This window comes from Streptomyces sp. NPDC059679 (assembly GCF_042734105.1).
Classification (GTDB): domain Bacteria; phylum Actinomycetota; class Actinomycetes; order Streptomycetales; family Streptomycetaceae; genus Streptomyces.
In genome coordinates this window covers 10,882-24,578 of sequence record NZ_JBHWES010000073.1, presented here as the reverse complement: position 1 = coordinate 24,578, position 13,697 = coordinate 10,882, and the positions used below count along the sequence as shown (strand labels likewise).

At 71.4% G+C, this 13,697-nt stretch carries 11 protein-coding genes; 7 read left to right on the top strand and 4 right to left on the bottom strand.

Annotated elements, in window-relative coordinates; all coding sequences use genetic code 11:
• Positions 1–36 precede the first annotated feature (36 nt).
• Together ACFV2X_RS45925 and ACFV2X_RS45920 are read left to right on the top strand one after the other, a co-directional pair.
• Positions 37–1,668, top strand: coding sequence for a cytochrome P450 (locus ACFV2X_RS45925; protein WP_385627999.1), 1,632 nt, complete (start codon positions 37–39; stop codon positions 1,666–1,668).
• A complete protein-coding gene (locus ACFV2X_RS45920; protein ID WP_385627997.1) occupies positions 1,665–3,413 on the top strand; it encodes an acyl-CoA dehydrogenase family protein in 1,749 nt (582 codons plus the stop codon). The genes ACFV2X_RS45925 and ACFV2X_RS45920 overlap by 4 nt, the downstream gene beginning before the upstream one ends.
• An 18-nt stretch (positions 3,414–3,431) precedes the next feature.
• On the opposite strand, the gene ACFV2X_RS45915 is transcribed toward ACFV2X_RS45920, so the two are convergent.
• Positions 3,432–4,781, bottom strand: a complete 1,350-nt coding sequence (locus ACFV2X_RS45915) for a helix-turn-helix domain-containing protein (RefSeq protein WP_385627994.1) — start codon at positions 4,779–4,781, stop codon at positions 3,432–3,434.
• A gap of 423 nt (positions 4,782–5,204) precedes the next feature.
• Here ACFV2X_RS45915 and ACFV2X_RS45910 point away from each other — a divergent pair, with 423 nt between their 5' ends.
• Genes ACFV2X_RS45910 through ACFV2X_RS45895 form a run of 4 tightly spaced genes read left to right on the top strand, consistent with a single transcriptional unit; the run spans position 5,205 to position 9,508 of the window.
• Entirely contained in the window at positions 5,205–6,605 is a 1,401-nt protein-coding gene (locus ACFV2X_RS45910; RefSeq protein ID WP_385627993.1) for an MFS transporter, read from the top strand.
• Positions 6,606–6,635: 30 nt separating this feature from the next.
• The gene (locus tag ACFV2X_RS45905; protein ID WP_385627991.1) at positions 6,636–7,664 is read left to right on the top strand and encodes a 3-oxoacyl-ACP synthase III family protein; all 1,029 of its coding nucleotides are present in this window, start codon (positions 6,636–6,638) and stop codon (positions 7,662–7,664) included.
• A gap of 30 nt (positions 7,665–7,694) precedes the next feature.
• Positions 7,695–7,994 carry an acyl carrier protein gene (locus tag ACFV2X_RS45900; RefSeq protein WP_385627989.1) on the top strand — a complete coding sequence of 100 codons (300 nt, stop codon included), beginning with the start codon at positions 7,695–7,697 and terminating at the stop codon, positions 7,992–7,994.
• Complete coding sequence (locus ACFV2X_RS45895; RefSeq protein ID WP_385627986.1) at positions 7,991–9,508, top strand: AMP-binding protein; 1,518 nt, start codon at positions 7,991–7,993, stop codon at positions 9,506–9,508. The genes ACFV2X_RS45900 and ACFV2X_RS45895 overlap by 4 nt, the downstream gene beginning before the upstream one ends.
• Here ACFV2X_RS45895 and ACFV2X_RS45890 read toward each other — a convergent pair.
• The 3 genes from ACFV2X_RS45890 to ACFV2X_RS45880 are packed head-to-tail and all read right to left on the bottom strand — an operon-like array spanning position 9,480 to position 13,078.
• Entirely contained in the window at positions 9,480–10,433 is a 954-nt protein-coding gene (locus tag ACFV2X_RS45890) for an HAAS signaling domain-containing protein (protein ID WP_385627983.1), read from the bottom strand. The two genes, ACFV2X_RS45895 and ACFV2X_RS45890, sit on opposite strands and share 29 nt — an antisense overlap.
• A complete protein-coding gene (locus ACFV2X_RS45885) occupies positions 10,430–10,768 on the bottom strand; it encodes a PadR family transcriptional regulator (RefSeq protein WP_043488197.1) in 339 nt (112 codons plus the stop codon). Before ACFV2X_RS45885 ends, ACFV2X_RS45890 begins: the two co-directional genes overlap by 4 nt.
• 33 nt (positions 10,769–10,801) lie before the next feature.
• Complete coding sequence (locus tag ACFV2X_RS45880) at positions 10,802–13,078, bottom strand: DUF4118 domain-containing protein (protein ID WP_385627982.1); 2,277 nt, start codon at positions 13,076–13,078, stop codon at positions 10,802–10,804.
• 400 nt (positions 13,079–13,478) lie between these two features.
• Here ACFV2X_RS45880 and ACFV2X_RS45875 point away from each other — a divergent pair, with 400 nt between their 5' ends.
• Positions 13,479–13,661 (top strand): hypothetical protein, encoded by a 183-nt coding sequence (locus ACFV2X_RS45875; RefSeq protein WP_385627979.1) that lies wholly within the window; start codon positions 13,479–13,481, stop codon positions 13,659–13,661.
• Positions 13,662–13,697: the final 36 nt, after the last annotated feature.

Genomic DNA, 13,697 nt, shown 5'->3' with positions numbered 1-13,697 from the left:
CCCCAGCGCCCCGCCACCACGCCTAAGGAAACCGCCATGGACACCCGCCGGGCTCCCGCCCCACAACCGCTCGACCAGCTTGATCTGGCCGATCCGCTGCTGCACGCCCACCACGACCTGGGACCGCTGTGGCGTCGGCTGCGCGCCGAGGCCCCCGTGCACTGGCAGCCCGAGACCGCGCGGGGCCCCGGGTTCTGGGCGGTGAGCGGCTACGCCGATGTGGTCTCGGTGCTCAACGACAGCGAGACCTTCACCTCCGAACGCGGCAACGTGCTCGACACCCTGCTGGCGGGCGGCGATTCGGCGGCCGGGCAGATGCTCGCCGTCACCGACGGCAGACCGCATCAGGCGCTGCGCAGCGCCCTGCTGAAGCCGTTCTCGCCGCGCTCCCTCGAGGTGGTGGTCGACAGCGTGAGGCGCGGCACGCACGCGCTCGTCGAGGAGGCGGTGGAGCGGGGCGAGGTGGACTTCGCCGCCGATGTGGCCGCGCATATCCCGCTGGCCGCCATCTGCGATCTGCTCGGTGTCCCGGCCACCGAGCGGCAGCACATCATCGACCTCACCTCCGGCGCGCTGTCCTCGGCTGACGGCGCGCCCACCGAGGAGGCCACCTGGGCGTCCCGGAACGGCCTGTTGCTCTACTTCTCGGAGCTGGCCGCACAGCGCCGCGCCAAACCGTACGACGACGTGGTCAGCCTCCTGGTGACCAAGGAGATCGACGGCCGGCCGCTGACCCATGAGGAGATCGTCTTCAACTGCTACAGCATCATCATGGGCGGCCATGAGACGACCCGCTTCGCGATGGTCGGCGGCCTGCGGGCGCTGATGGAGCACGAGGACCAGTGGCAGGCCCTCAAGTCCGGCCGGGTCGCCACCGCCTCGGCCGTCGAGGAGGTGCTGCGCTGGACCACCCCGGCCCTGCACAGCGGCCGGACCGCGACCCGGGACGTCCTCCTCGACGACCGGTTCGTCGAGGCGGGGGACATCGTGGTCACCTGGCTGGCCTCCGCCAACCGCGACGAGCGGGTCTTCGAGCGGCCGGACGAGTTCGACCTGTCCCGCACCCCCAACAAACACCTGTCGTTCGCGCACGGCTCGCACTTCTGCCTCGGCGCCTTCCTGGCCCGCGCCGAGCTGACGGCCCTGCTGGAGAGCTTGCGGGAGCTGGTCGAGGCGGCCGAGCCCGCGGGCCCGCCGCGGTATGTGTACTCCAACTTCCTGAGCGGCATGTCGGCGCTGCCGGTGTCCCTCACGCCGAGTTGCCGTGTGCTTGCCGGGCCAGTTGCCTGGGAGGGGCCCGCGGCTGGGCTTACCGTCGGAAACATGACTCACACTCCTGCCGCCGTCGGCGCCGAAGCCGTCTCCGCCGTGGTGTGCGGCATGGTCCGGCTGGTCGCCCCGCGCAAACTCGACCAGGTCGAGCTCGACCACCGGCTCGTCGGCGACCTCGGCTTCCACTCCCTCGTACTCGCGGAACTCGGCTACAACCTGGAGGATCTGTACGGCCTCCGGGCGCTGACCCCGGAGGAGACCATGAAACTGGAGCGCGTCAAGGACGTGATCGAGTTCGTCTCCACCGAAGTGGCGAGCGGCCGGGCGCAGCTTCCCGACGAGGAGGAGCTGTCCGACCTCTTCGCCCGCTACGGCGCCGACGCCCCCACGGCATGACCGGCGAGGTGTCCGACCGCCCCTCGTACGCGCTGGCCGCGGACTTCGAGCGGGTGCTCGGCGACCCGGCGGCGGGCGGCGGTCCGTTCAGCCACGCGGAGACGGTCGAGCACGAGGAGCTGGGCGCGCTGCCCCCCGGGGCGGTGGACCTGGTCCGCTCCTGGGGGTTCAGCCGGTATCTGGTGCCCGAGCACTTCGGCGGCGGGCTGCGCAACCTGGAGCAGCTGGTGCTGCTGACCCGTACGCTCTCGCGCCGTAATCTGACCGTCGCGGTGATGTTCGGCTCGGCGCTGCTCGGCGTCAACCCGGTGTGGCTGTGGGGCGACGAGGAGCAGCGGGCCCTGGTGGCGCGGGGCGTCCTCGACGGGGATCTGGCGTGTTTCGCGGTGTCCGAACCGGACCACGGCAGCGATCTGGGGACCAACGAGACGACGGCGTCGCCGGACGGTGACGGATATGTCCTCACCGGGGAGAAGTGGCCGGTGGGCAATGCCACCCGGGGCCGTTTCCTCAGCGTCTACGCGGCCGTCGAGGGCGTCGGCCCGTCCCTGCTGCTGGTCGACAAGCGGCAACTCACTGCCGGGAGTTGGGACAACCACCCCTTCGTCCGGACGGTGGGCCTGCGCGGCCACGATCTGAGCGGGATCACCTTCCGGGACACCGAGGTACCGGCCGGCGCGCTGCTCGGCCGCCCCGGCGCGGGCCTGGCCCAGATCCTTCAGGTGCTGCAGATCACCCGCACCGCCATCGGCGCGCTGTCGCTGGGCACCATGGACTCGGTGCTGCGGATCGCGCTGCGCCACGCGCGCGAGCGGGTGCTGTACGGGCAGGAGATCTACCGCATCCCCGTCATCCGGCGGCACTTGGTGCACGCGCATCTCGACCTGCTGATTGCCGAGTGCACCACGCTGCCGGTGGCACGCGCGCTGTCGGTCGCCCCGTCCCGGCTCAGCCTGTGGTCCTCCGTGGTCAAGTACCTCGTACCGACGCTGGGCGAGGAGGTCGTGCAGGAGGCCGCCCGGGTCCTGGGGGCCCGCGGCTATCTGCGCGAGGGCGTGGCCTCCGGTGTCTTCCAGAAGCTCCAGCGCGACCACGCGATCGCGAGCGTCTTCGAGGGCACCACCCATGTCAACCTCCATGGCATCGCCTCGCAGCTGCCCACCGTGGCCCAGGTGGCCGACCGCCCCGCGCCCGGCCAGGACGGGGTGCTGCGGCAGCTCTTCGACTGGTCCGAGGAGGCCCCGGTGTGGCACCCCTCGGGCCGGGCGCTGCGGCTGACCAACGCCACCGAGGACGAGATCACCCGGGGGTGGGGCCCGGCGGTGGCCGAGGCGCGCCTGATCGCGGAGCGCGAGCTGCCGGTGTCCGAGGCCGATGCGCTGCTGAAGGTCCTTGACGCGCTGTCGGCCCGCCGGGCGGCCTTCTATACGCGGATCGCCGCCGAGTCGCTCGACGCGGCGACGACCGAGGGGCAGGACCGGGCCGCGGAGCACTGCGTCCACCACGCGGCCGCCTCATGCCTGTACACCTGGCTGTACTCCTTCGCGGGGGAGCGGGCCTCGGCCGGGGGTACGGGATGGCTGGTCCTCGTACTGCAACGGCTGCTCGCCCGGCTCGACCCCTCGGCCGGTCTTGAGGAGAGCCTGCTGCCCTGGCTGGAGGAGCTGATGTTCGGCTGCCTCGACGGCCCGGAGTACTTCTCGCTCCGGGCCGTCAAGGCAGCCGCCGGAACGGCGGAAGGCTGAGCGGGGGCCGGCCGCCGCTCAGGCGGCGGTGTTCTGGGAGTGGCGTGCCAGCTGTGTCACGACATGCCGCACCAGGGCATGGATGCGATAGGTGTACTGCCGCTCCCGGTGGGTCTGGACCAGCGAGGCGTCCGCGAGCTCGGCCAGCAGATGGGCCACCCGCACCATCTCGGGGCGGCGGCTCGGTTGGGCGGTCAGCACATCGTCGAGCGAGAAGCCGTCGGGCAGGGCGACCAAGTCGTGCAGCAGTTCACGGTGCGGCGCGGGGAGCAGATCGTAGCTCCATCGCACGCTGTCGGACAGTGTGCGATGCGCGCTCAGGCCCCCCGTATCGGCCTGGCCGAGCAGATGGAAGAGCGTGTCTTCCTGGAGGAGAGAGGTCAGCGGGAGCGATCGGAGCCGCTGTGCGGCGATCTCGATGGCCAGCGGCACCCCGTCCAGGAGCTGGCACAACGTGGTGACCAGCGGGAGGTGATGGGCGAGATCCAAGGTCGGCAGGGCGGCCTGCACCCGGCGCAGCAGGAGCTCCACCGCGCTCGGCACGGGCATGTCACGGCCCTTGGGGCCGTCCACGCGCAGCGGTTCGACCTCCCAGGTCTCGGCCGCGCTGGCGGCCAGGGCGCGGCGCGAGGTCACCAGCAGATGGAGCCCGGGATGCTCGTCGAGCAACTGCCGCGCGGCGCGGGCCGTCTGCTGCGCGACATGTTCGGCGCCGTCGAGCACCAGCAGCCGTCGGCCGCCGCGCCCGCCCGCGAGAGAATGTCCGGTTACGCCGGTGAACTCCCGTGTGACGCGCGTCAACTCGGCACGTGCGTGCGCCGGGTCGAGATGTTCGGGCGGGCAGTCGCGCAACTCGACGACGGCGACTCCACCGCGGAACAGCGGGCGCAGCCGGGACGCCGCCGCGAGGGCCAGCCGTGTCTTGCCCACCCCGCCAGGACCGGTGAGGACGACCAGCCGGCTGCGCTGGGCGGAGGCCAGGACGTGGCGCATATCGAGCTGTCTGCCCACTAACGGATCGCCGAGCGGCCGGGGGCCGTGCCACGGCGAGGGCTCCGACGAGCGGCCGCGGTGCGCCTCCGGGCGCTGTTCGGGCAGCGCCGCCATGTCGTCCGCGCCCCAGGGCGCCGTTTCCGGTGGCGCCGCGGGCGCCGCGCCCAAGGCGCTGAGCAGCAGGGCCACCGAGGTTCTGCGCGGGTTGGTGTTGGAGCCCGTCTCCAGATTACGAATCGTCCGCACGCTCACCCCGGAGCGCTCGGAGAGCTCTTCTTGGGTCCAGCCGGAGATTCGGCGTTGGCTGAGCAGAAAGTCGCGCAACTGATGAATGTCGGTCCCGTCGAACGACATGAATTCATTTGGAATCACCATGGAGTGAATCCCCCTTGCTTCCCCGCTTGTGCATGCTCCAGAACCCGAAAAGTCATGTGCACGCAATGACAATGTCCCCGTAGAACAGCAAGAAGACCGAGGTATGACGGTGTGGCAAGAACCGGACCCTACTCGACAACTCGGCCGAGTGGGAGTGGTAGTCTTGACATGAAAGCGCCAAGTGTCCACTAGTTGACAACTCCGCCAATGCGGCCCGAAGTGGACATCCCGACATTGCGCGCTCTTGAAACATTCTTTCTTCGTCACATGACCGCTCCCCTCGGTGAGCGGCAAATCTCCCCGTGAATTGCCGGTGCACTGCCTGGCCCGGGTCAACGCGCATCGACCAGCATGCTGCGCGGGATCCACGGGGGCCCGGAGCCCCAACGGGCGAGACGGCGAAGGAACAGGGGGGCGCAGTCGATGGCGCGGTCACGTCCCGAGGAGTCCGAGGAGTCCGAGGAGTCCGAGGAGTCCGGGGAGGCACAGGGCGCTCAAGGGAAGCGACCGTCGCTCTGGCGCAACCGCGACTACCTGTACTGGTGGTCCGGAAACGGTCTGTCCACCCTGGGCACCAGCGTCTCCACGCTCGCCTTCCCGCTGCTCATCCTCTACGCCACCGGGTCCGCGACCCAGGCCGGCACCATCACCGTGCTGCATATGCTCGGCAAACTCGGCACCCTCGCGGTGGGCGGAGCGCTCGCGGACCGCGTGTCACGCCGCGCCATCCTGTGCCTGGTCCCCCTGGTCGAGGCGGTGTCGATGGCCGCCGTCGCCCTGCTGGTGTACCGGGGCGACCCGCCGGTCCTGGGGCTCGACGCGCTGGCGCTGGTCAGCGGGTTGGCCGCCGGGCTGAAGGTCGGCGTCTCGACACCGGTGCTGCGCCGGATCGTCCCCAAGGAGCAGATCGCCACCGCGACGGCGCAGGGCATGGGCCGCGACATGGTCGTACAACTCGTCGGCGCCCCCCTCGGCGGGTTGCTGTACTCGATGGCCCGCTGGATCCCGTTCCTCTTCGACGCCGTCTCCTTCGTCTTCATCACCCTGAGCTCGCTGTTCATCCGCCGCCCCCTCGGCCCGGACCGGTACGCCGACGGTGAGCGGCGGACCGGTTTGGCCGAGGACATGAGGGACGGCCTGCGGCTCATCAGACGCAGCGACTATCTCGTGTTCACCCTCGCGTGGGGAGCCCTGCTCAACACCGTGGCGCAAGGGCTCACCCTGCTGTTCGTCGTGCTGGTGCGGCACCGCGGTGGCGGGCCGACCGCGGTCGGCGTCGCGACCTCGCTCGCGGTCGTCGGCGGTGTCATCGGGGCCGTCGCCGGACCGTGGCTGATGCGCAGACTGGGCGCGCGGCGGGTGCTGCTGCTCTCCTCCTGGGTGTTCGTGGCCTCCTTCGCCGTGGTGGCGCTGGTGCCCGAGCCGTGGCAGATCGGGTTGGTCCTGATGGCCGGCATGATCAGCATGGTGCCGATGAACGTGGTCATCGAGTCGTACGAGGTCCGGCTGGTCCCGGACGCGTATCTGGGCAGAGTCGCCGCGACCAGCCAGTTCTTCTTCCAGGCACTGCAGTGGATCGGCCCGCTGGCGGCCGGTGTCCTCGCCGACACCCTGGGGGTGGAGGCGGCCGTGCTGACCCTGGCCGTGGCCATGGCCCTGCTGGCACTCGCCCTGCACACCGCCCGGCGCCAACTGAGCGTCCTGGACGTCCCGCTGGCCGAGGTGGTCGAACTTCCGGCCCCGCCCCCGGCGGCGGGCCGTCCGTCCGAAACCGAACCCGAACCCGTTCCCCCGCACGCCGGGGGCTCGACCCTGAAGCGGTGAACACCGACCGTGGGAGCGAAGGGACAACACGTGGCCACTTCAGTGGAGATGGGCATCGTCGCGATGGGCACGTCCTTCGGTGAGCAGCGCGGTGTGCCCGAGACGGCCGGTGCGTATGTGCCCGACCCCGAGGCCGTCGGCGCCCTGGGGTACTGGACCTACCACCGGGTGGCCGACGGCGTCACGGCCACCGACCTCGCCGCCGAGGCGGCCCGCGAGGCGCTGGCGAACGCGGACCTCGACATCGTCGACATCGATCTGATCGTCGTCGGCCACTCCGATGTCCCCGAGTATCTGGGCTGGGACTCCTCGGCGGCCGTGGCCCGGGCGTTGGGCGCGTACGGCACGCCCACCGTGCTGTGCACCCAGGTCTGCGCCGCCTGGTCGGTGGCGCTGGACCACGCGGCCGGTGCGATGGCGCTCTCGGCCGACACCGACACCGTACTGGTGGTCCTGGTCAACGCGGCCAGTGAGGCGCACACCAACAGGATGGACTTCAACGGGGCCATCGCCAGTGACGGCGCCGTCGCCGCGGTGCTGCGGCGCGGACACCCACGCCTGCGGCGGCTCTCCTCAGCCCACTTCACCAACCCCGAGTACGCGGACTTCTTCCGCATCGAGTTCGGCGGTTCCGCCGCTCCCGTGCCGCCCGCGGGCCGCGACAATCTGCATGCGGATCCGATGGTCGGGATCTTCCGCCACTTCGACCGTGACCCAGGGCGCTTCCAGGCGTTCATGAAGGAGATCAGCGGGCGGATCGCGGACGTGGTCGACCAGGCCCTCTCGCGCGCCGGCAAGGACCGGACCCAACTGGCCCGGCTCATCTACCTCAACGACAACCAGCAGGCGATCCGCGAGGCCGCCGACGCCGTCGGCCTCCCCATCGAGCGCACGAACGCCGAACTCGCCCGTGAGCTGGGCCATATGGGCGCCGCCGACCAGCTGATCTGTCTGCGGCGCCATATCGAGGACGGCGAGGTGGCGCCGGGGGATCTGGTGGCACTGGTGGGTGTCGCAGCGCCGGGCATGCACTGGTTCTGCACGCTCATCGAAGTGTGAGGACGTCAGGAACCAGTGGAGGGAAACAGCATGTCCGCGCAGCCCCACCCCGCACCGCCGGCCACTCCCGTCGTCTCCGAGGACGACATCGCGGCCTTCGTCGTCGAGCGGTTTCTGCCCGGCGTCGACGCGGCCGAGCTCGATGCGGAGTACGACCTGCTGGCCACCGCCGTGATCGACAGCCTCGGTGTGCTGCGGATCGCCGAATGGCTGGCCGACCGCTATCGCGTCGTCGTCCCCGACACGGAGCTGACCAGCAGAAACTTCCGCTCGGTGAGCGCCATCCGGACCACGGCCGAGCGCGCGGCGGCCGGAGAGGGACACGTATGACGGACACGTTCGTCACGAGGTTCGCCCAGCACGCGGCCACCCGGCCCGCCGCGCCCGCGCTCATCTGGGAGGACCGCGCGATCGGCTACGCCGAGCTGTACGCCATGGCCTGCCGGGCCCGCGCCCAGGTCGAGACCGCGGCCCCGGACGCCTCCCGCCCGGTGGGCCTGCGGATGCGTAAATCCCCCGAGGCGGTGGCCCTGGTGCTGGGCGCCCTGATGGCCGGCCGCCGCATCCTGCTGCCGTCCCATGAACTGCCCGACACTCCGGCGAAGGAGCTGTACGAGCAGGCGGGATGCGGCGTCGTACTCGGCCTGGCCGCCGGTCCGCTGATCGACCGGGTGGTGGACCCGCACACGGTGTCCGGGAGCGTCGGAGGGCCGCCGCCGACACCGGTCGCTGACGACGCCATCGGCTTCATGCTCACCACCTCCGGCTCGACCGGCCTCCCGAAGATCGTCCCGCTGTCGTTCGGGGCGGTCACCCGGTTCACCGCATGGGGTGCCGAGACCTTCGGGATCACGCCGGGCACGGCCGTACTCAACTACGCGCCGCTCAACTTCGATCTGTGTCTGCTGGATGTCTGGACCACCCTGGCGTACGGCGGCACGGTCGTCCTGGTCGACCCCGACCGGGGCGCCTCGGCCGGCTATCTGCGCGATCTGGTCGTCGACCACCGCGTCTCGCTCATCCAGGGCGTACCGCTGCTGTTCCAGCTGCTCGTGGAGGCGGCGGCCGGCGAAGAGCCGCTGACCGAGCCCGAACACCTCGTCTTCGCCGGTGACAGCATGCCCGCACGGGTGCTGGCCGGGCTCTTCGCGGTCTTCCCCAAGGCCCGCTGGTACAACAACTACGGCTGCACCGAGACGAACAACAGCTTTCTCCACGAGGTGGACCGCGCCCGCCCGGTCCGCACCCCGCTGCCGATCGGCCGCCCGCTGCCAGGTGTCAGCTGGCTGGTCGTCGGCGGGAACGGGCGCGCGCTGACCGGCCCCGGACAGGGCGAGCTGCTGGTCAACACGCCCTTCCAGACCACCGGTTACGCGAATGTGCCGAGCGAGGAGAAGTTCGGCCCGCACCCGGACGGCGTCCCCGGCCTCGTCTACTACCACAGCGGCGATATCGCCACCCGGCACGAGGACGGCTCCCTCAGCATCCTCGGGCGCACCGACTTCATGGTGAAGGTACGGGGCTTCCAGGTGAGCACCCAGCAGGTCGAGGGCATCCTGCTGGACCACCCGGCGGTCGTCGAGGCCGCCGTCGTCGCGATCCCCGATCCGGTGGCCGGACACCGTCTGCACGCCCGGCTGCGCCTCGCCGAGCCGGGCTCGGTGGGGGTGCTGGCCCTGCGGCAGCACTGCGCGGAGCGTACGGTGCGGGCGGCCATCCCCGGCGTGATCGAGACGGTGGCGGACCCGCTGCCCAGGACCTCCACCGGCAAGATCGACCGGAACCGGATCAGGGAATCCCTGGCCGGGGCGAGCGTCACCCACGCGCCGCGCGGAAGCTCTTGAACACCGCGCTCACGCCCAGGGCGAGCACGATGAGCGCCGTACCGGCATAGGCCTGGTCCGTTGACGACCACAGGGTCTCGGCGTCATCGAGGAAGTCCGGGTTGAAGACGGACTTCTCGTTGAACACCCAGGCCAGCGGAAGCGTGAACATCGCCTGGGCCACGGCGTTCCCAGCGGCCAGGGGGACGGTCCAGCCGCGCGCGGCCACCCGGGCCAGCTGGATCACCACAAGCCCGGCGAGCCCGGCGAGCATCGGCCAGACCCAGCCCGACCACAGCTGCGGATCCAGCACCTCGATCCGCTTGCCGTCGCCGCCCGCGCCGTCCACCCGGTAGGGATCGGCGGTGTGCTGCCAGATGATCAGCCCGAACAGCAGCCCATACCACACCGCCACCGCGCAGGCCGCCACGCCGCCCTTGTCCGGCTGCCGGACCTCGGGCAGGTCGTCGGGTGTCCACGTGGTGGCATCGACCACGTCCTTGCGGTGCCGGACCCGCTCCATCACGCCGAACACCACGGTGAGCACCGCGATCATCTGGCAGCCGAGCGTGAACAAGGTGCCGATGCCGGAGCCTATGGCCGAGCCGAGGTTGTCGTCGTCCAGCACGTCCAGCACGACGAGGCCGAAGGTGACCGCCGGCAGTAACGTGCACAGCAGGGTGACGAGCAGTCGGATATACGTCGGATAGAGGTCGGGGCCGATCAGCGCGAGCGGCCGCTCCGTATAACGAGCGGCGTACCGGACCGGATCGCCCAGCTCGCTCAGCACCTCGCGCTCCGCCACCCGCGGGTCGGCCGAGCCGCGCCCCTCGACGGTGTCGGCGATGGTGGCGCGCAGCTCCTCGGCGATATCGTCCCGCTGCTCGGCCGGGAGCCGCCGGACCACCTCGTGCACATATCGCTCAGTGAGCACGCTCGTACTCATCCGCTCTCCTTGGTAAGTCGTGAAATCGACGAGACAAGGTCCTGCCACTCGCGCACCAGACCGGTGCGGACCCGGGAGCCGTCGGGGCTGACCTGGTAGAACTTCCGTGGCCTGGACTCGTCGGTGTTCCACTCGCTGGTCAGCAGGCCCTGCTTCTCCAGCCGGCGCAGCAGGGGGTACAAGGTGTTGCCGTCGACGGTAACCCCCGCGTCGTTCAGCGTCTCCAGGAGCGCATAGCCGTAACTCGGCTTGCGGAGCAGCGCCAGGCAGGCCAGTACGACCGTCCCGCGGCGAAGCTCCTGAGCCTGGGCAAGGGTCAGTTCTTCTACGGACACACGTCACACGATACTGTGTGGCACACACTAATGTCACCCCTCGGGGTCGGGGCGATATGCCACGGTCGGGAGCGTGATCGTCACCGAGGCCGCCCCACCGCCGGTGGTGTGTTCCACGGTGCCGCCCATGGCCTCGGTGAGGTCGCGGGACAGCCGCAGCGACGGGCTCTCGCGCTCGCCGTCCACCGCCGCACCGGTGGTGTCGCCCGTGATCCGGACCGTCAGCCGGTCCGACAGCGCCTCGGCCGTGAGGGTCGGCGGGGCGTCGGGCGGGCTGTGGCGCAGGGCGTCGGCCACCAGCGTGGCCAGCACCCGGGCGAGGAGGGCGGCGTCGGCGATGACATCGGGCAGCCGTTCCGGCAGCCGCAGCGAGATGGAGTGGCCGCCGGGGCCGAGGTCGTCGAGGGCAGCGGTCAGCGCCTCGTCCAGATCGACCGGGCGCAGATAGAGCGCTCCGGCACGCGGTCGTACCTGCTCGTCGAGGTCCGTCCCCGCGCCGCGCCGGGCGAGTCCGCCCCGGGTGTGTGCGACGCCGATCTGCGCCGCACACGCGGTGAGGATGCGGCGGTCGTCGCCGCTCAGGCCCCGGCCGCGGGCGGCCAGGGTGAGACGGTCGTCGATGGGCGCCTCCACATCCGCGTCGTACGGTCGCTCAGGTGGCCGGACACCGGTGCTGGCGACGACGTACCAGCGGGGTTCCGGGCCGTGGTCCGTATCGCGTTCCAGCAGGCTGACCGCGGTGAGGGAGAAGTTCTCCCGCACCTGTTCCAGCAGGGTCGGCAGGGGTTCCCCGCGCATCATGGCCGCCGCCATCCGGCTCAGCGCCCGGGCCTCGGCCGTCGCGCGCACGGCCTGGTGCGTACGGCGGGCGGCCGTCCCCGCCACGGTGCCCACCAGCCACGCGGCGGCGAGGAACACGACCAGCCCGACGACGTCGACGCCCCGTTCGACCTTGAAGGAGTGCGGCGGCGGGGTGAAGTAGTAGTCGGCGAGCAGACCCGCCGCGACCGCGGTGAGCAGCGCGGGGGGACGTCCGCCGACGAGCCCGGCCAGCACGACGGCGAGCATGTAGAGCACCAGGGCGCCGGACAGGCCGACGCCGGTGCGCAGCCCGGTGAGTACGAGCGTCAGCAGGGGCAGCAGCAGCGCGGCTCCCGCGAGCGCGGACCAGTACCGCACCGGTCCGGTGCCGCCGTGGCCGGGCCGGGGCAGCCGGGGCGCGGAGGCGCCCGCCGCCGCCTCGTGGGTGACGATATGGACGTCGATGGGGCCCGAGTCATGGATGGTCCGCTGTCCCACACCCGCGTGCAGCAGCAAGGAGAACCTGCCGCGCCGGCTGGCGCCGAGCACGACCTGGGTGATGTTCTCGGCCTCCGCGAACTGCAGCAGCGCCTCGGGGATGTCCTCGCCGGTCATCTGGTGGTAGCTGCCGCCCAGCGACTCCACCAGGGAGCGCTGGCCGGACAGCGCGGCCGGGTCGCCCCGCGCGAGCCCGTCGCCGGGCACGACATGGAGGGCCAGCAGCTCACTGCCGGGCGTACGGGCGGTGATCCGGGCGGCGCGGCGGATCAGCGTCTCGCCCTCCGGGCCGCCGGTCAGGCCCACCAGAATGCGCTCCCGGGTCTCCCACGGGGCGGTGATGCCGTGTTCGGCGCGATAGCGCTGCAGACCCTCCTCGACCCGGTCGGCCAGCCACAGCAGGGCCAGCTCGCGCAGCGCGGTGAGGTTGCCGACCCGGAAGTAGTGGGTCAGGGCCGCCTCGATACGGTCCGGGGGATAGACGTCGCCGTGCACAAGCCGCCGGCGCAGCGTCTCGGGCAGCAGATCCACCAGCTCGATCTGGTCGGCGCGGCGCGCCACCTCGTCGGGAAGGGTCTCGTGCTGGGTGACACCGGTGATCTGGCGGACCACGTCGTTCAGGGACTCCAGGTGCTGGACGTTGAGCGTGGTGACGACGTCGATGCCCGCCTCCAGCAGCTCCTCGACGTCCTGCCACCGCTTGGCGTTGCGCGACCCCGGCACATTGGTGTGCGCCAACTCGTCGACCAGCGCGACCTGCGGGCGGCGGGCCAGCACCGCGTCGAGGTCCATCTCCGTGAAGGACACCCCGCGGTGGACCAGGGTGTGGCGGGGGATGGTCTCCAGCCCCTCCGCCAGCGCCGCGGTCGGGCGCCGCCCGTGCGGTTCGACCAGGCCGATGACCACCTCGGTGCCCAGGGAGCGCAGCCGCTGGCCCTCTTGGAGCATGGCGTACGTCTTGCCGACCCCGGGGGCCGCCCCGAGGTAGATCCGCAACCGTCCACGGGCCATCGGCGGACTCCTGTACCAGGTGGAGGCGCGGCGCGACACGATCACGCGCTCCGCACTTCCATGGTGCGCTCGCGGAAACCGCCCGGCCGCCGCTCGCCGGCCCCGTACGTAGGCGTACGCCCCGACCCCGGGGCCGGGCGGCACAAGCTCACCGCGAACGGCGCGGCCCTGGGGCTCGACCGGATCCCCGAGCCGCCCGCCCGGGCCCGCTCCCTGGTCGTCGTCCCCGTCTCCGGGCTGACACCGGCGCGGTCATCTGCCGGCTGCGCTTCCGGCCGCCCGCCGCGGGCTGAGGGGCGCGCGCCTCACGGCACACTCACTCGATCGGTCCGATTTGCGGCAAGACACGCCGACGTCCCAGGACCAGGCGCCACCGGCGCGCTAACAAGGGGCGTCGGCGGTGGCATCCGGCGCTTGGGCGAGGGCGCCGGTCACTGCCGACAACCGCCCACCCCGCCGGGGGAGCGGTCCCCTCACGACCTGCCGGGGTGCTGCCCATATGCCGGATCTGCTGTTCATCGCGGTCACCGTCGTGGTGTTCGCCGTCATCGGCCTGGTGGCGAAAGGGGCCGGGCGACTGTGAGCGTCGCACGCGCGGCCGCCGGTCCGCACACGACCG

Coding starts and splice junctions, on each gene's coding strand:
- ACFV2X_RS45925 (WP_385627999.1), top strand. CDS start 37: ATGGACACCCGCCGGGCTCCCGCCCCACAACCGCTCGACCAGCTTGAT.
- ACFV2X_RS45920 (WP_385627997.1), top strand. CDS start 1,665: ATGACCGGCGAGGTGTCCGACCGCCCCTCGTACGCGCTGGCCGCGGAC.
- ACFV2X_RS45915 (WP_385627994.1), bottom strand. CDS start 4,781: ATGGTGATTCCAAATGAATTCATGTCGTTCGACGGGACCGACATTCAT.
- ACFV2X_RS45910 (WP_385627993.1), top strand. CDS start 5,205: ATGGCGCGGTCACGTCCCGAGGAGTCCGAGGAGTCCGAGGAGTCCGAG.
- ACFV2X_RS45900 (WP_385627989.1), top strand. CDS start 7,695: ATGTCCGCGCAGCCCCACCCCGCACCGCCGGCCACTCCCGTCGTCTCC.
- ACFV2X_RS45895 (WP_385627986.1), top strand. CDS start 7,991: ATGACGGACACGTTCGTCACGAGGTTCGCCCAGCACGCGGCCACCCGG.
- ACFV2X_RS45890 (WP_385627983.1), bottom strand. CDS start 10,433: ATGAGTACGAGCGTGCTCACTGAGCGATATGTGCACGAGGTGGTCCGG.
- ACFV2X_RS45880 (WP_385627982.1), bottom strand. CDS start 13,078: ATGGCCCGTGGACGGTTGCGGATCTACCTCGGGGCGGCCCCCGGGGTC.